Source organism: Belliella baltica DSM 15883, assembly GCF_000265405.1.
GTDB classification, from domain to species: Bacteria; Bacteroidota; Bacteroidia; order Cytophagales; family Cyclobacteriaceae; genus Belliella; species Belliella baltica.
Map to the genome: position 1 here is coordinate 3,467,057 of NC_018010.1, position 17,062 is coordinate 3,484,118.

General features: G+C 41.1%; 14 protein-coding genes. 4 read left to right on the plus strand and 10 right to left on the minus strand.

Features of this window, described 5'->3' with window-relative positions; all coding sequences use genetic code 11:
• Position 1 precedes the first annotated feature (1 nt).
• The 3 genes from BELBA_RS15775 to BELBA_RS15785 are packed head-to-tail and all read right to left on the minus strand — an operon-like array spanning position 2 to position 3,316.
• Positions 2-1,000, minus strand: a complete 999-nt coding sequence (locus tag BELBA_RS15775) for a cbb3-type cytochrome c oxidase subunit II (RefSeq protein WP_014773674.1) — start codon at positions 998-1,000, stop codon at positions 2-4.
• 11 nt (positions 1,001-1,011) lie between these two features.
• On the minus strand, positions 1,012-2,838 hold the full coding sequence (locus BELBA_RS15780) for a cbb3-type cytochrome c oxidase subunit I (RefSeq protein ID WP_014773675.1): 1,827 nt from the start codon (positions 2,836-2,838) through the stop codon (positions 1,012-1,014).
• 43 nt (positions 2,839-2,881) lie between these two features.
• Complete coding sequence (locus BELBA_RS15785) at positions 2,882-3,316, minus strand: RrF2 family transcriptional regulator (protein ID WP_014773676.1); 435 nt, start codon at positions 3,314-3,316, stop codon at positions 2,882-2,884.
• 150 nt (positions 3,317-3,466) lie between these two features.
• Here BELBA_RS15785 and BELBA_RS15790 point away from each other — a divergent pair, with 150 nt between their 5' ends.
• From BELBA_RS15790 to BELBA_RS15805, 4 genes are all read left to right on the plus strand, one after another.
• On the plus strand, positions 3,467-4,048 hold the full coding sequence (locus BELBA_RS15790) for a protoglobin domain-containing protein (RefSeq protein ID WP_014773677.1): 582 nt from the start codon (positions 3,467-3,469) through the stop codon (positions 4,046-4,048).
• 10 nt (positions 4,049-4,058) lie between these two features.
• Positions 4,059-4,322 carry a DUF2024 family protein gene (locus BELBA_RS15795; RefSeq protein ID WP_014773678.1) on the plus strand — a complete coding sequence of 88 codons (264 nt, stop codon included), beginning with the start codon at positions 4,059-4,061 and terminating at the stop codon, positions 4,320-4,322.
• Positions 4,319-4,927: a MarR family winged helix-turn-helix transcriptional regulator gene (locus tag BELBA_RS15800; protein ID WP_041779414.1), complete on the plus strand. Its 609-nt coding sequence runs from the start codon at positions 4,319-4,321 to the stop codon at positions 4,925-4,927. Before BELBA_RS15795 ends, BELBA_RS15800 begins: the two co-directional genes overlap by 4 nt.
• 334 nt (positions 4,928-5,261) lie before the next feature.
• The gene (locus tag BELBA_RS15805) at positions 5,262-5,654 is read left to right on the plus strand and encodes a GreA/GreB family elongation factor (protein WP_014773680.1); all 393 of its coding nucleotides are present in this window, start codon (positions 5,262-5,264) and stop codon (positions 5,652-5,654) included.
• A gap of 222 nt (positions 5,655-5,876) precedes the next feature.
• Here the strand turns inward: BELBA_RS15805 and BELBA_RS15810 are convergent, their stop codons facing one another.
• The 7 genes from BELBA_RS15810 to BELBA_RS15840 form a co-directional block, all read right to left on the minus strand.
• Positions 5,877-7,889, minus strand: a complete 2,013-nt coding sequence (locus BELBA_RS15810; protein WP_014773681.1) for a family 20 glycosylhydrolase — start codon at positions 7,887-7,889, stop codon at positions 5,877-5,879.
• A 33-nt stretch (positions 7,890-7,922) separates the two neighbouring features.
• A complete protein-coding gene (locus BELBA_RS15815; protein ID WP_014773682.1) occupies positions 7,923-9,491 on the minus strand; it encodes a sulfatase family protein in 1,569 nt (522 codons plus the stop codon).
• Complete coding sequence (locus BELBA_RS15820) at positions 9,478-11,010, minus strand: alpha-L-fucosidase (RefSeq protein ID WP_211208394.1); 1,533 nt, start codon at positions 11,008-11,010, stop codon at positions 9,478-9,480. Before BELBA_RS15820 ends, BELBA_RS15815 begins: the two co-directional genes overlap by 14 nt.
• Positions 11,011-11,013: 3 nt before the next feature.
• Complete coding sequence (locus tag BELBA_RS15825; RefSeq protein ID WP_014773684.1) at positions 11,014-13,095, minus strand: GDSL-type esterase/lipase family protein; 2,082 nt, start codon at positions 13,093-13,095, stop codon at positions 11,014-11,016.
• The gene (locus BELBA_RS15830) at positions 13,092-14,201 is read right to left on the minus strand and encodes an SGNH/GDSL hydrolase family protein (protein ID WP_014773685.1); all 1,110 of its coding nucleotides are present in this window, start codon (positions 14,199-14,201) and stop codon (positions 13,092-13,094) included. Before BELBA_RS15830 ends, BELBA_RS15825 begins: the two co-directional genes overlap by 4 nt.
• Positions 14,202-14,358: 157 nt before the next feature.
• The gene (locus tag BELBA_RS15835) at positions 14,359-15,513 is read right to left on the minus strand and encodes a n-acyl-d-glucosamine 2-epimerase (RefSeq protein WP_014773686.1); all 1,155 of its coding nucleotides are present in this window, start codon (positions 15,511-15,513) and stop codon (positions 14,359-14,361) included.
• A gap of 61 nt (positions 15,514-15,574) precedes the next feature.
• Positions 15,575-17,008, minus strand: a complete 1,434-nt coding sequence (locus BELBA_RS15840) for a hypothetical protein (RefSeq protein ID WP_014773687.1) — start codon at positions 17,006-17,008, stop codon at positions 15,575-15,577.
• Positions 17,009-17,062: the final 54 nt, after the last annotated feature.

Here is a 17,062-nt window from a genome sequence, read left to right on the forward strand (position 1 = left end):
CTTATTGATTTAATTGTTTTACATATTCTCTGATATTCCGAACTTCTTCAATACTGACAGGTTTTGCATTATTTCCCCAGCTTTTCCGCTCGTGATTGGCAATGGCGGCGATTTCTTCGTCAGAAAGAATATCCCCGAATCCCTGCATTACCCCATATTCGGTCCGTGCATCAAACCCTTCCAAGATGATCTGGATTAAAAGGGATGGATCATCATTTTTCACTATTGCGCTACCTGCCAAAGGCGGGAAGGCCCCTGTCAACCCACTTCCATCTGATTGATGACATGCTGCACAATTTTGCATGTAGAGCGTCTGCCCATCCAAGCCCAAGTCCCCACTGTCTTCTGAAGTTTTGGTTTTCCTTGAGGAAGGAATAAACTCCCGGTCTGCAGGTCCTGGCAACTCAGCTTGCTTCAAAGATTGCAGATAGGCCACCAAGGCCAAGGCCTTTTCTGAGGCCACTACTGTGTGTCCCGGATTGGGCAGGTATTTCTCGGGCACCGCTACCTTGGTATCCGAGCTAAGTACAGCTTCTGTTTTTTTAATTTCAAATAGCCAGGGATAAGAAGGCATGATGGACTCCTTGACTACGGTACGGGGATTAAAGAGGTGGAGCAGGTGCCATTCCTTACCAGGCTGCCTGAGACCTGCGTTGGTAAGATCTGGCCCGGTCCGTTCACTACCAAGTAATGAAGGAGATTGCCGCCAAACATCCATCCTCACTTTGCTGAAATAATAATCGGAAGCCAGGGAAGGACGACTGCCCCAAGCTTTGTCCATCTCAATATTGCGCACTTGCTGGGTATGGCAAGCCATACAGTTTTCCTCCACATAAATACGCAGACCTTCTCTTTCCAATGCCGAAAGTGGCTGCATGGCGGGTAAAGGTTCTACCTGTTGCAATTGAATGGCAGGCAGCACAGCTATCAGGATACTTAAAAAAAGAAATCCCAAAAATGAAGTGCCTACCAGAAGCTTATGGTCTTTATGAAAGTTCATCGTCTATAAAATTAGGACTGTACAATTTCCAGAGATTGGGTATGCTTGGCTTTCGTGTTCGGATAAGATTTTACCATAACCCAAAAATTATAAGCAAACATCAGATGGGACACGAACATCAGAGAACCCCCGATAGCCCGCCAAACCCAGTAAGGACGCATTAAAATCACCGAATCGATAAATGGATTATTATCCATCCAGCTGAGCCCCCTGAGTGTTCCTCCTGCCATCAGTGAAATCATATAGGCAAAGAGCCCAACAAATGCGAGCCAGAAATGAATTCCAACATTAAGCTGGGGAGGTTCGTGCCCGGTCAACTTGGGAAGAATAGCATAGAAGCATGCCCAAAGGATAAAAGTGATGATGCCATACATCGTCATGTGAGAGTGGGCCACATTGAAGTCTGTAAAGTGCCAGATAAAATTGGTGAACCGGAAGGCCTGGAAACTCCCTTGGGTTGACCCCACAAAATAAAAGACCACACCCACCAGAAAAAAAGGAAGCACATAGCTCTTGTTGATATCACTCCAGCTACCACGCATAGTCAAAAGAAAGTTTGTGGTACCGGCTACTACGGGGATAAACATTCCTGCACTGAATACTATTGCCACAGTCTGTAGCCACCACGGTAATGGACTGAATACAAAGTGATGGGTGCCAATAAGCGTATAGAACAACATCTGCGTCCAAAATGCCAATACGCCCAAAGAATAAGAGTAAATGGGTTTATTGAGAGATGCCGGAAGGTAATAATAAATCAAACCAAGGGTAAAAGTCATGAACCACATCCCTACACCTTGGTGCATGTAATATCCCTGAATTACCGTCTCGCCAAGGCCATCTTGAAATTGAGGCAAATATCCTATTACGACCAGGACTATCGTCCAAACCAATCCGCCCAAAAGATACCAATTGGAGATATAGATTTCCGAAATCTTACGGGTAGCTACTGTTCGGTAAAAATTATAGAAAGTCAAAATCAGACCTCCTGCAAAAAGCGCTGCAACCGGCCAAATAAATTCACGGTATTCTCCTCCTCCATTGTTGATCCCGGACATGAGGCAAACCGTTCCGCATAATACTGCCATGTTCATCAGTACCCAGGCAATCTTCGCCAAATTGGGACGAAAGATTTTATTGTTAGATGTCCTGACTACGACGAAATAGCCCAAGCCAATCATTGCCATCGAAGCCCATCCCCAAAAAACCACATTAGTATGTACAGGCCTCAACCTCCCAAAGGATAAAAACCTTGCTGAATCCATTTCAGGCCAGATAAACTTCATCCCGAGATATTGCCCTATAAGAGTTCCGAAAACCAGCCAGAATACCCCGGCAGCCAAATACCAAACAACGATTTGTTTCAGCGCAGGGTCCACCTCCATTTTCAAGGGTGATTTTTTCTTTTCATCCACAATGGGATTTTCAGGGTCCTCAGTGAGGTAGTCCACCAATCCTTTCTCGTCTCTGATTTCACCTCCACTCCCCAATTCATCCCCTTTCAATTGGTACCGGCGAGCTGCTTTCCTACTTACCAGAATATCATCAACATCTGCATCCTCCAGATTGATGATTTGCTGCTTGAGTTCACGTTGGGTACTCCTTTCTGACCTTTTCTGTAGTCTGTCAAAAAATGAAGAAAGCCGAAAAACCACAATGACAACTGCAATAAACAGCACTATGGCAATCAAAAACAACGTACCAATTACTCCCGGACTACTCCAAAGCTGATCTCTGGAAGAATTCAAAATGATAAACTGAAGCATGAATGCTTTTACCTGCCCTAAGACGCATAGATGTTGTAATATCAATTCCATACCTATTCTGTAGTATAACATTTTTATTTCCGATAATTTTATCGGAAATAAATTCAAATTTTTTTTATCTCAATAAAATAGCCTTGCCTGACACAAGACCCTCAGCCAAATCTTTGATACTGGTAGTCTCCAACATGGACTTTAACTGCGATCGGATCAGAACAAACTTATCATGCATGGGACAAGGTTCTGAGGCATTGCATGCCGAAAGTCCAAGACCACAACCCTTGTAAATACTATCTCCATCAATGGCATTGACAATTTCGCTGATCTTAACTTTAGCCTGTTTGGAAGGCTCCAGGTAAAATCCACCGTAAGGTCCTTTGAGAGATTCTACCACTTCATGCTTTACCAGCTCCCCAAGTATTTTGGCAGTAAAAGCTTCAGGTGTGCCGATTTTCTCAGCGATCTCACCCGTTTTTACACGTTTCCCCTGCTGTGATTGTATTGCCACATAAAGCATTGCCTTGATTCCGTATTCACATGCTTTTGAAAACATCCGCTGATTTTACTAACTTTGGTCACATGATTATATGACAAATGTAAGAAATATTTATTTTCCGACAATTTTATCGGAATTAAAAATCTAATTTATTTTTTTTGATTAGGAATCCTACCTATATTTAGAAATCACTAAAACAAAACAATCATGGAACACATCAAAGGATACGACTACGGAAAGTCAGGATTGGAGTCTTCTCCCATCAGTATGGAAGACTTGAGTTTATTAAAGCAGACCGTACTTTGGTCGGAGGAAGATCAGGCCAATCTCCAAAAGGCCGGAGAAATACTCAAAGATCAGGTCAATGACATCTTGGATTTACGGTATGGATTTGTAGGAGGACATGCACACCTGGTCCGTTATTTTGGAAAAAATGACAATCCAAACATGGAGTACTTGTCTGCTGTCAGAGCAAGGTTTGGGCAGTGGATTTTGGATATTTGCCAAAAACCTTATGACCAATCCTGGCTGGATTACCAACATGAAATTGCCAAACGTCACCACAAATCCAAAAAGAACCAAACAGATGGTGTGGATGCTGTACCAAATATTCACTATCGTTATATGGTAGCCTTTATAGTTCCCATCACGATGACGATCAAGTCATTTCTGGCAAAAAAAGGAAATAGTCAAGAAGAGGTGGAGAACATGTACAACGCCTGGTTCAAGGCGGTGACACTGACCGTCATCACCTGGACATATCCCTATATCAATGAAGGCGAATTTTAAATCTTAAACTATGAAAGTAGCAGTTTGGGACACCTATGTTAAGCGAAAAGACGGTAAATTGATGCACTTTGACATCATCGTTCCCCAGGAAACCGATAATCAGGAAACTATTTATGGTTTTGGAAAAGAGTATCTACAAGGCAAGAACTTGAAGCATTTGGAAATCACTTCCAAAGAATGTCGGTTTTGTCATATTGAAACCATCAAACCGGATTGGGAAACCGCCATCATGGAAAAAGGTTATTATATTTATGAAATGGAAAACTGTAAATGATGTCCTCCCCTTTTGATCCTTTACAACAGGAAAACAGTCTGGATGCAAGAATAACCTTTGCCCTGGAAAGAATATCACTTGTATTTAAATCACTGCTTCTCGAACAGGGCAAGCAGACCAATCTTAGTCCTATCCAGCTTCAGATTTTGGTTTTCCTGCTGTATCATTCTCCTGAGATGCACCGAGTAAGTTATCTTGCACAGGAATTCAACCTCACCAAGGCAACCATCAGTGATTCAGTTAAAGCTTTGATCCAAAAAGGTTTAATCAAAAAGGTATCCGACCCCAATGATTCAAGAAGTTTTTCTCTAAATCTTACTTCTAAAGGCAAAGACCAAGCACAAGATGCTGCCCAAATGGCCAACCCTATGACAAAGGTAATCGGAAAATACACTAGGGATCAAAAGGAAATCTTTTATGGGATTTTGTTCAACACCATCAAAGACCTACAAGCAAACGGTCTGGTTCCCATGCAAAGAATGTGTTTTAGTTGTGCCAATTATCAGAACAAAAGCGGTGAACATTACTGTAATCTACTTAAAAAATCAATGGAAGATTCTGAACTAAGATTAGACTGTAACGATCATCAAGTCTATCTTCCTTAGTTTCATACTTTTCTATATAAAAATCCGATAGAAATCTCTTCTTTTAGTTTAAATGATCGTATCTTTCGCGAAATGAATCCCAAAGCAAAAATATCGACCACTTCGATTGCTCTTATGCAAGGGAATTCTATGCAATTTTTGAAATCAGCACACAGCAAGGCCTTTGTAACTAAGCCCCTGCTATCTCTTTAAAAACGTGCTTTAGCAGGGGAACCATTCCCTTTCACTTCTAGGGTAAATTCTATCAATTTCCGACTAATATAGCCAAGCACCTTTTAGGTCTGCTGTATTTGTTCGGCTATCTATATTTCACAAAAATCAAACGTAATCAATCATGGTACCTATCATCAAAAAATCAGACGAAAAAGCGCTTTCCGAACTTATGGAAAGTATCCCTTCAAGCGGAAGAACCAAAGAACTGGGAGTTTTACAATCGGAACTCAGAAGAGCCAAAATAGTGGCTGACAATAAAATTTCCGAGAAAGTCATACAGCTTGGTTCCAGCTTTGAAATTATCGACATCGCAAGTGGGAGAAGACTACAGTTTACGCTTACCTTTCCCAAAAATGCCAATTTAGCAGAGCAGAAGCTTTCTATCCTTTCACCATTGGGTGTAGCCTTGATCGGGTTTCAGGAGGGAAAAGTAATAGAATGGAACCTGCCTGCAGGAACACGTAAATTCAAAATTGAAAAAGTATCTCAATCAGAAAGTATCCTATCGCTCTAAAAAATCCTTCCCCTACACCGAGGGGAAGGATTTTTTGTTAGCAGAATGCCCACGCAATTATTTAGATTCAATTTTTGTGTTATACTCGCTCCTCGGAATTTGAAATTCCACGGGTCAGATAGATAGAATTTCCAATTCCAACGCTAAACCTAGATTGGGTAAATAGATAGCAAATCCTTATAATCAGGGTTCGGGATTACAAATCCCAAACAGCTCAACTATCTATTTGGATTCAATTTTTGAGTTATCCCACTTCAAACTTTCCGCCTCTTGACCGTCCTCATCTAGTATCACAAAATTCCACATCCACTTGACCAAGCGTAATTCCTTGGTTTGAAATTGGCCTACTGGCAATTTAAGTAAAATCATGTTCCATCCTTTTTTCAAGGTCAACCTTTGTGCTGGTCTACTCTGCCAGTTTTCATTTTGAAGGGGGATTTCATTAGTTTTGTCTGTATGGCTATTTTCCCAAATTGGCGCCAGGATCGGTTCACCGTTGATCCAAGCTTTACTTCCTTTCCAATCCCATGCGCCCTGAGGGGGCGGAAGATCCTTTTCTGATCGGCTATAATCCTGAAAGACAATCACTGCTTTGACTTCCTTGTCTTCAGTAGCATAAACTTTTCCAATTACAAAAGCGGTATGATTGGGCTTGGGGTCTTTGATGGCAGCAGGGACCAGGTTACCCCAAACGTGCCTCAAGTATGTTCCTCCGCCTTTTACATGAATTGCTTCCGCAAGCATCTCAGTTGGTACCTGACCTTTTTTAAGATCAGCTTCAAAGTCAAATTCCAAGTCCAAATTTCCTTGGTTGGCCAATGGGGGTAAGACCAGCCACTCCATGTCTCTTTGTTTATAGTATGGGAAATCAGAGTTTTCAAATTGATGATCTCTTTGCCACAATAGCCTATCCTCAAAGTCTGCGAAACTCTCCCAAGCAGGTGTGCCCGGTTGAGGTAATAAAACACCTATTTCATCAAAATAGCCCTCTCCTCCGCCTTGCCAAAGTCTTTCGGCAAAAGTCAGCATGGCAGGATAAAAGTTATTTTCTCTGATGATCTGCTTCCAGTCATTCAATTTTCGATCATTCCAAACGGCCAAAATTGAACCTGCAACTGTTTCCGAACCAATTTCATAGCCCGCCACATTACTTCTGAATAAGCTTACCAAATCGGCAAAAGCATCAAAATGATTGATATAATGAAATCTGCTGTCGACAAAAGGTATTCCTTCAGGGGCTTTTCCACGGTATGACCAGAGTTGAAGCAGATCTATTTCCCCAGCTTTGTAATCCCAGCCAGGGTTCCAGGATACAACCTTAAAACCCATAGCTCTTACAAAAGCCACCATTTCAGGGACAAAGTCCGGGGCTGTAAATCTCACTTCATCAGTACCAATATGGAAATATGGGAGGCCTGCAAACAAATCCCCAGCCTCTGTCAGTAGTGCTTTCAGAATCTCCTTACCCTCTTTGGATTGCATATCATAGCCGATAGCCCTTTGGAAAGCCGCGCTGTGCCCAGGCATATCGATTTCCGGAATGACAGTGACATGGTGTCTTTTGGCAAAATCGATCAGTTTTCTGACATCCTCTTGGGTATAATATTCTCCCGGAAATCTTTCAAAATTTTCATCGGCAGTCAATTCAGGAAAAAGCCTGGATTCCAATCGCCAGGCAAGGTCTTCTGTAAAATGCCAATGAAAAACATTGATCTTATAGGAGGAAAGGATTTCAATCTGCTTCATCAATTCTTCCACAGGGATAAAACTCCTTCCCACGTCATGCATAAATCCCCTTATACGGAAAGCAGGACGGTCAAGTATCCTGGACTCAGGGATTACCAGGTTACCTTCTTTTTCATCTGCCAATTGAAGCAGGGTCTGAAGGGCATAAAAAGCCCCTTGTTCTTTTACTGCTTGAATGGCAATCTGTTCAGCAGTCACTTCTAAAAGATACGATTCATCTTTGTTGAAATCAATGCCGTTAAGTTTCTCCACCCATTGGACGCTGACCTGAACATCTTCAAAATTATAAGACCCATCTCGCGGCACCGAAATCCATTCAGTCAATTTACTTTTAAAATCCTCTTTGTCCCCTTTGATTATCAATTCAGTATTTCCGAATGATGCTTGATATGGTTGAGGAAGGAGTTTTTCTGATTGACCAAACGCCTTAAAGTGAGCAATTAAAAGTAAAATCAGAAATGCCCATATCGGAGATTTTATGCTATCCATTTTTTTATTTTTCAATTTTAGAACCTATTCATTTTACTTTTTTCTTAGATGGAGATCTCCATTCATAGGCTGTTCCACAATTGCATTTGCCTCCTCATCTCCATATTTTTCAATCACTCTCATCAATTTGGCATACATTTCTTTGTGAACCTCTGCATATTCTTCATTTCCAAATAGATTATTGTGCTCTTGTGGGTCATTTCCTAGATCATACAATTCCCATTCTTCAACCCGCTTATAAAAGCGGATAAGTTTATAGCGATCAGTCCGGACACCAAAATGCGGGGACACGGCATGTTCGCCATTTTCATAATAGTGGTAATAGACTGCTTCCCTTCCTTCTGCTTTTGGGTCAGTCAGTACCGGCAAAAATGACTTCCCATCCATATCCTTTGGGATCTCCAGACCAGCAGCCTGCAACATGGTAGGACCAATATCCAGATTTATGACAAAATCCTCAGAAACAGTCCCTGGGGCAATAACCCCGGGATAACGCATCATCATGGGTGTTCTAAAAGACTCCTCATACATAAAGCGCTTGTCAAACCATCCATGTTCGCCCAAGTAAAAGCCCTGGTCAGACAAGTAAATGACGATGGTGTTTTCACTCAAAGCGTGATTATCCAAATAATCCAATAAACGACCGATATTCCGGTCCATGGAAGCTGCTGTAGCCAAATAATCTCTCATGTAGCGCTGAAATTTCCATTCTGTCAAAGCATCACCTTCCAGTCCTGCTTCATTGAGTGCTTTATAGATAGGATTATAATATGCATCAAATATTTTTCTTTGATCAGCTGTCATTCTGGTGACATTCCCATCTTTGGTATCTTCAGGATACATTTTGAGGTCATAGGCCATTTGCATGGTGTGTGCTATACTCATATCCTGGACTCGGGCAGCTTCCCGGTTTTTGTAATCATCATAAAAATTGTCAGGAATGGGAAACTCCACATCGTCAAACATATCTAGATCATCCAAATCCGGCATCCATGTACGATGTGTAGCCTTATGGCCCAATATCAGGCAGAAAGGTTTGTTTTGGTCACGTGAATCCAACCAACTTTCTGCTGCATCTTCTATCAGGTTACTGACATACCCTTCTTTCCTGATTATTGAACCATCCATCTGGATAAAGTCAGGATTATAATAGTGTCCCTGCCCGGGCAAAATCTCCCAATAATCAAATCCTTTTGGGTCTTCTCCCAAATGGTATTTCCCAATCCAAGCAGTCTGGTATCCGGCTTTTTGCAAATGATTGACAAACTGTTCCTGCGAAGAATCATAGAAGGAATTCTCATTGTCACGGTAGCCATTTTTATGGCTGTATTTACCTGTCAGCAAAGCAGCCCTACTCGGTCCACAAATGGAATTGTTGACATAGGCCTTGTTGAACAATACTCCTTCATTTGCAATCCTGTCAATATTCGGAGTTTGAGTCAGTTTACTTCCATACGCCGAGATAGCCTGCTGGGTATGGTCATCAGAAATGATGATGATGATGTTGGGCTTCGCTATTTCCTGACTTTCATTTTGACAAGAAAAGAGCCCTAAAACCAATAGCAGTAAAATCCATAAATGTTTCATATCAATTTCCATCATAATAAAGTCCAATTTCTGAAAGCTGCGGATTGAGCCTTGATGATAAAATACGAAGCCTAACTTTTTTAGCTTCTATCTCAGGGAACTTTAAGAGCCGCTTGTAACCTATAGTTGTCCCATTGACAATTTCATTCCAATTACCTTCCTGCTCCACTTCCAATACAAACTCTTCTACACGCTGCCCTCTTTGAATATATTCCTGTAAGTTCAGCACATTGAAAAGCTTTGGTTCTGTAAACTCCAAAACCAATTCAGCAATAGAACTTTTGTCTTTTGGCGTCCAAAATGTTTGCTGTGCTCCATCAATCAAATTAGAGGCATCAGTTCCATCACTGGAATGTATTTTTCCTGACTTAGCGATATTTTCAGAAAAGATTTTGTCTATCTGAGATTTCCACTCAACAAGATTCAGAGAGTCTTTGGAATGGATTCTACCTGATTTGTCCGGGGGGATGTTGAGGAGCAAAACACCATTTTTACCAACAGAGTGAAAATATATATCCAAAAGCTTTTCTACACTCTTGACCTGATTGTTTTGGCTTTCATGAAAAAACCATCCTGGACGAATAGAAACATCTGTTTCTGCGGGATACCAGACTAAGCCTTTTGCATCTTGAAGGCTTTCTCTCCCTCCCAATACTTCATCGCTTTTATCCCAAGTAGGTTTGATGTTCACATCTTTCTGAGAACTTTCTGCAATTTGATCCTGACTGAGGTTATTCACAGGAATTACACTCCACTCTGTTTCTTTACCGTATCCTGTCTCTGTTCCTACCCATCTCACATCAGGACCCATAATGGCAATAACTGCTTCTGGCTGTAATTCTCTGATCAATGAATACCATCGGTCGAAATCATACTCCTGCTTTTTACCATTTGGACCTTCACCGTTGGCTCCATCAAACCACACTTCGTCAACTTTTCCATATTGGGTAAGCAATTCAGTAAGCTGGGCAACAAAAAAATCATTGTACTCCTCTGTACCATACATTGGAGCGTTCATATCCCATGGAGAAAGATATACCCCAAATCCCATATCATGCTTTTCACAGGCCTCAGCTACTTCTTTCACCACATCTCCATTTCCTTCCTTCCATGGACTGCTTTCCACAGAATGTGTAGTAGTAGCCGTTGGCCAAAGGCAAAAACCATCATGATGCTTGGCAGTGAGGATCACCTGTCTGATACCTCCCTTTTTGGCAGTGAGTACCCACTGCTCCACATCCAAATCCGTTGGATTAAATAATGCTGGATCTTCCTTTCCATCACCCCATTCCTTTCCGGTATATGTATTGATCCCAAAATGAAAAAACCCAGTAAGTTCAAGTTCCTGCCACCTTAATTGTCTTGGAGTAGGTACTACATGCGCAGCCTTTTGTATAATAAGCTCTTCTGAATCATCAGGATCGATGGGGTAAAAGTTAGCATATGGGATTTCTTCAATGTTTTTCTTGTCACAGGAAGTGAAAAGGAAGATATAAAAAATTACATAAGCAATGATTTTTATAGCTTTCATCATATTTCAATTTAAATTTAAAGGTAAACGGAAAGGCCCTATCGGATTACCAGCGGGACTTAATAAGTTGGTTTGTGGAAAGGTTTCAAATCCATACCATACAGCTTCCGGTATAAAGCTCTTAGGTACTTCTATCAATACAGTATTCTTAGATATCTCAGCTCTCACTTTCTTTCGAAGTCCTTTTGGACCAATCAATTCAAAACCATGAACCAAAAGACCACTTTTCACTTTAAGTGCATCATTCACGTTAAAAACCAAATTCAAGATATCTTTCTCAAAATACACTTCTTTCACCTTGATCTTACTTGGGTCTTCAAAGGACATGTCATAGGAATAGTTCAATGTCAACGCTGCCAACCTTTTGCCTAAACTTTCTTTATCTCTTGGGTGAACATCAAGACTGTCTCCCAAGTCAATAGTGGTAGCCAGATATACGTCAGGAAGTTCTTGAGCCAGTTGAGCCTGAATCTCCCTGAAATAGGGCCATTCTTCCCTTGACATTCTGGGTAATTGCACAGTATAAATTGGTAAACTTTCTCCAAATACTCCCCGCATATCCTCTGCAAAAAGCTGGAATAAGTTACTATATAGTTCTGGATTATGGGTATTACTTTCACCCTGATACCAAATCAGACCTTTGAATACAAGCCCTTCTAACTGCTTGATACCTGCTTCATGCAAATAGGCAGGCTCGAAAGGATGTCTTTGAAGTGTTTCATAGGAATTCCCTAAATTTTCCTTAATCCGCTGCCTAACCCATGGCATCATAAAATCCGATTGCTTCCAGCCTGATAGTATATCGACTAATAGATTGTCTTCTTCAAGACTTTCTCTAGACACAAAGGATTCCATAGGTGCCCCACCCAAACTTAGTTGTACAATTCCTATGGGAATTTCCAAATGGGAACCCAACTGCTTTGCAAAATAATATACCAACCCGGAAGCATCCTTCAGCTTCTGCCCTGACAACCATTGTCCCTCAAAAAATCTTAAATCCTGAACTGCTTCTAAGGTCATTTTGTCCCAGGCCTGATCGTTCATTGTACCAACAGGATCATATTTATAGATTCTAGGAAACAGGTTCTCCTGACTAATTTCCTCCAAGGACTTACCCCCGTTACTTAGTGAAAGCGGCCAGTCCATATTGGATTGCCCCATCGCTAGCCAAAGGTCTCCGACCCAGATGGAATCTAATTTTAGAGTTTCTTTTGCATGATTGGCTTCCAAATTAAATGGCCCTCCTGTTGGTACCTGCCCCAACTCAATAAGCCAATTTCCATCTACATCAACCTGGTCTTTCCCAATTGAATTTCCCAGCCTGACTACAACCTCTTCTCCAGGAATTCCCCTGCCAAAAACACTAACCCTTTCCCCTCTTTGCAGGAGGGCCCCATTTTGGAAGATTTCACCTAGTTGAAAAACATAGGCTTCATTACTTAACTTAGAATAAACCAAGCTGGCTAAAATCTCAGCTCCTTGAGCAGTTGGGTGCAAATTGTCTGGAAATAAATCGGGATGCTGATGTAGTGGCTTAAAAAAATCTATCAACTCCACTTCATTGTCTTTGGCGATCTTTCGGATTTTATTCCTGATTTCTCGATGCCAATCACGTGTACCACTTTTGAACCTTGGATGTCCACTAAAAATCGGACTCAATTCTGCAATCAGAATCCGCACATCGGGATTTGCCTGCTTCAAATCAGCAATCAAAGATGCATAATCAACTTCAAACTCACCCTTGTAATAGGGCCAGTTTCTTGGATCAGTGTCATTAAGTCCTAAATGAATGATCGCAATATCAGCCCTGAATGTCAATGCATTTTTATAAGCAGCTGTTTGGACATAGGGATTATGGCCTTTCTGAAGTAAAGTTGCCCCACTGTGCCCAAAATTGCCCACCTCATAAAAATCACCTAACATCCTTTGCAACTGACTTGGATAACTAAGGCTGTCTCTTTCTGAAATACCATATCCAAAAGTGACTGAATCACCTATGCATGCAACTTTAGTTTTTTGAGCAAAAGCTTGATTTATTTTAAATGAAATAACTGCCAGGATCAATATCAGTAAACATTGTACTTTCATTTTCTCTCCTCCTGATTTATTTCCAATATTTTATTCTGGTATGCTTTGGCATATTTTAACATACCCCCATCAGTAGGGTGAGTTCCATCGACAAAATCGAACTGATCCAGTCCTATAGCTTGCGAAGATAAATGATGGATTCCATGTACTCCTTGTTCCCATAGTTTGTCCAATTCTTCGAGAAGAATAGTGTTCAGTTTGGTTACCAGGTCCCTCCGACTATGATCTACATACTGATCGGAATATCCGGCATGGGCCGTAAACAGCACCGGCACTTCGGGATTATCTGCTCGGAGTTTCCTTGCGGCGTATTGAATCCTTGCCCTGATTTCATCATCTGAAATTCCTTTACCAGGCACAAAATTGGGCAAGCAGTCTAAAATGATTAAAGAAGATTCCTTTTTACTGATCCAATCAATAAGTTCCTTTTCCAACAATCCATTGCCCGAAAATCCAAGATTAACCAAAGGCATACCCAAAGCTTGCTGAAAAATCGTCGTCCAGGCCATGGCTGGCCTTGAAGCACAGGCTCCCTGTGCGATAGATGTTCCATAGACCACAATGGGGGCTTCGCTGTTTTTTTCAATAAACTCAAACGTATGTCCTTTCCTCACACCTATGCTCAGGTGTTCTACTTCATTGTAAAGGGGCAAATAAAGTTTAAATTCTTTTTCAAAATTAGGATTTGGATCTATTTTGAAAATGTATTGAATTGTATCACCAAAATTGTACACACCACGGGACCAATTCCACTCTTCCTCTGATTTCCTGAAAAAAAGATCCACACCGCTAACTCCTGTAGCAGGCATGTGCGGCATTTGGTGATTGCCTTTGACTGTGTATTTTACCTGTATTTCAGTAGCATCCGTAAGAAATCCCAATGAAAGCCCAGCTGAATTTTTTGAAAGTTCCCAAACCTCCTTCCTCACCACAAGCTGCAATTCTGAGGGCAACCTAAAATAATCATTTTTATCCATGAACCTACCTTCAATAACAGGGAAATCAACTCTTAGGGGATCATACCAATCCGTTTGCCCAGAAGTCGGGTTATTGAGCAGCAACATAGGGAAAAAGAAAAGCATTAGCCTTGTAATTGAAGTTATCATGATTGGAATTAATGGACGAAAGCACTTACTTGATTTTACAGCAACAATTTGAATACTGGAACTAATATCCACGAATATCGAATATCAAATAAGTATCTGAATTTATAAACTTCATTTCTAATTGATACTAGTAGAGATGTGGAATCCATAGTAAAGTTTATTCATTTTCTAATGTCTTCCACACCTGATACATCCCTCTTGGCACATGAAAACATCCTTTCCACTTCCCACCTTTGAGCGGAAGCAGGACCTCTCCCCTTCTATTCAGGTAGCCAAACCACTCCCCAAATTCAGGATCTGCAAAATGCTTCCAGCTGTATTCATGGACTTTGTCAAACCAATCCATACAGGCAGTATCCCCTGTCATCTGATACGCTTTGGCTAGGGCAACAAGGGTTTCTAAGTGTACCCACCAGAGTTTCTGATCCCATTCCAACTGTTGCGGCGGATGGCCTTTTCTGTCGAGGAAATAGAAAATCCCTCCAAACTCTTTGTCCCATCCGTAATCCAATAAATTCAGGGTAACATCCTTAGCCAAAGTAGCTAAAGCTTTGTCATCACGCCTCTTGGCAATATCCATCATAAACCACATGGCTTCTATCCCATGTCCGGGATTGATCAGCCTGCCTTCAAAACAGTCACTCAAACTGCCATCTTCCAGTAAGTTTTCATAGACCATCAGGCTTTTCCTGTCCAAAAACACATCCATTACTTCCCTGACACAGGCATTTATGGTTTCTTCTACCAAGTTTTTATCCAGCAGGGGCTCGAGTTCCAGACAAAGATTGCTCAATATCATCGGAAGGCTAAAGCCTTTCAAAGGGCGGGTATCAGGGATAATCTTGGAATACTTCCCTTTGGGGTTGTGTTGTCTTTTGAGGATATTGTTGAATGTGCTTACTGCCAAATCCAAACTTTCCTGATCTCCGGAAGCTTGACCATATTGGCTGAATGCCATAGCCGCAAAGCAATCCGAGAAAATATTATAAGGCTGTACCAGAGGGGATCCTTTTCTATCCAGAGAGAAATAGAAATTTCCCTCCGCATCCATCCCATGCTTTTTCAGAAAATCTATTCCCAATCGGGACGCTTCCAACCAGGCAGGATTCTTTTCCACTTTGTTGTACAACATGGCAAATGTCCAGGCCTGTCTGCCCTGCAGCCACACAAACTTATCCGTATCGAAGACTTTCCCTTCCCTATCCAAACAGGTAAAGTACCCTCCATATTCCCTGTCCAGCGAATGCTTTTCCCAAAAAGGTACCACGTCATTCAAAAGGGCATCTCTGTATATTCTTACGTATTGGTTCATAATTATATCAAATGAATTTTAATATTCTATTACCATTAATTGAAACTAGAGAATCATTATCTTATGCACGCAAATGTCCTTCGGGAACGATCCTCCCAAAAAAATCCAGCATCCTTTCGCTTGCCCGACCGTCCAATAATCCATAGCGGGGCTTCAGGTTTTCCTGTCTTTGCTTCAAACCCTGAAAATATTTATTGTCGTAGGACATTTGGTACAATGTTTTTTGAAATTCATCAGGTGTATTGACGGTGACTACGCCTTCATCCAGGGTGAATATTTTAAAATTCAGCCTGTAGAAATCGTAATTAATTGTGGGTTTAGCACAGGCAATTGCCCACCTGGTAGTGGATGATTCACAGTTGATATAAAAATTACACAAGGGAATTAGTTGCTCTATACTTTCCTCTGCTATTGTTATCCCTGTGACGTCCAGTTCTAGAAAATTCCCGGCATACATCCGTGGATGAATACTAATAACAACATTAAAATCCCTGTATAACGCTATTAAAGCATCCGCATAAAATTTTACAAATTCCCCAAAGGAATCAAACTCGGAAACATTGTCCATAAAAGTCGGTAAATATTGGGGAAAGGAGGTTAAAATCATTGGCTTTCCCACATCTAATCTATATTTCCGACATAATTCTTGATAATTAATTTTACTTTTATTCAATACTTCTGCCATCACATCATTATACAAAGCTCCTGTAGGTACAAGCTTTTCTTCTTTGATTCCCTGCTGTAAGTAAAAATCCCGCATGTATTCGCTCTCAGTAAGAATATAACCGGCACGACCTCCGTTGCCCGCCCAGGGTATTTCAGGTCCTGCATCCAACAATTCCATGGCGAATAAAAATTCCCCGGGCAATGCCAAAACATTGAGCTGCTCTTTTTGATATTTCCACTTTGGAAATACAAACCCCGCAAGTTTATTGACCGGTCTATGTAGGTATAGTATATCTTCTTTTGCCGCTTTTGTAGCAAGCGAGTGTGGGCTGTGCATCCCAAATGGCAGTGAAACTACATTAACTCCCTCCAGATGGGCAGCTTTGATAATATAGGGGTTATTGAATGAATGCTTGTTGTTTGAAACGACAAGCAATAATATGCCATTGGCCCGGAAATATTGCCTAAAATCTAGAATCAACTTAGAATAATTTCGGACAAGTTTTCCGACTTTTTTAAAGGATTGTCCCAGACCTTGAAAAGACTTCCAAAAATTATTACAGTTGTCAGCTTGATATTTTTGCTGATAACTGGTCATTAATGACTTGTCATTGATTCCTTTTGTGTCGTGGGACTTATTGAGCTCAATTACCGTAAATCCTTCGGCTTTACACAACTGAACTTCTTTATATAGATTATGGGCGACCGAGTCAAAACAAAATATTGGGTAAAGTTTTGTCCTTTCCCTTAAAAGTTTTGCCAAAGCTGCTTGCACTGGATATTCGGAGTTTACTGATACAAGGAATAGGATTTTATTTTCGCTTTTCATAGCATTAAAGGCGATCGAGACTGGCAATTATCCAAATAAACATGGGGTTGTGCG

Excerpts from the sequence above, each read along its gene's own strand:
- BELBA_RS15775 (WP_014773674.1), bottom strand. The coding sequence starts at position 1,000 with ATGAACTTTCATAAAGACCATAAGCTTCTGGTAGGCACTTCATTTTTG.
- BELBA_RS15780 (WP_014773675.1), bottom strand. The coding sequence starts at position 2,838 with ATGTTATACTACAGAATAGGTATGGAATTGATATTACAACATCTATGC.
- BELBA_RS15785 (WP_014773676.1), bottom strand. The coding sequence starts at position 3,316 with ATGTTTTCAAAAGCATGTGAATACGGAATCAAGGCAATGCTTTATGTG.
- BELBA_RS15790 (WP_014773677.1), top strand. The coding sequence starts at position 3,467 with ATGGAACACATCAAAGGATACGACTACGGAAAGTCAGGATTGGAGTCT.
- BELBA_RS15795 (WP_014773678.1), top strand. The coding sequence starts at position 4,059 with ATGAAAGTAGCAGTTTGGGACACCTATGTTAAGCGAAAAGACGGTAAA.
- BELBA_RS15800 (WP_041779414.1), top strand. The coding sequence starts at position 4,319 with ATGATGTCCTCCCCTTTTGATCCTTTACAACAGGAAAACAGTCTGGAT.
- BELBA_RS15805 (WP_014773680.1), top strand. The coding sequence starts at position 5,262 with ATGGTACCTATCATCAAAAAATCAGACGAAAAAGCGCTTTCCGAACTT.
- BELBA_RS15810 (WP_014773681.1), bottom strand. The coding sequence starts at position 7,889 with ATGGATAGCATAAAATCTCCGATATGGGCATTTCTGATTTTACTTTTA.
- BELBA_RS15815 (WP_014773682.1), bottom strand. The coding sequence starts at position 9,491 with ATGATGGAAATTGATATGAAACATTTATGGATTTTACTGCTATTGGTT.
- BELBA_RS15820 (WP_211208394.1), bottom strand. The coding sequence starts at position 11,010 with ATGATGAAAGCTATAAAAATCATTGCTTATGTAATTTTTTATATCTTC.
- BELBA_RS15825 (WP_014773684.1), bottom strand. The coding sequence starts at position 13,095 with ATGAAAGTACAATGTTTACTGATATTGATCCTGGCAGTTATTTCATTT.
- BELBA_RS15830 (WP_014773685.1), bottom strand. The coding sequence starts at position 14,201 with ATGATAACTTCAATTACAAGGCTAATGCTTTTCTTTTTCCCTATGTTG.
- BELBA_RS15835 (WP_014773686.1), bottom strand. The coding sequence starts at position 15,513 with ATGAACCAATACGTAAGAATATACAGAGATGCCCTTTTGAATGACGTG.
- BELBA_RS15840 (WP_014773687.1), bottom strand. The coding sequence starts at position 17,008 with ATGAAAAGCGAAAATAAAATCCTATTCCTTGTATCAGTAAACTCCGAA.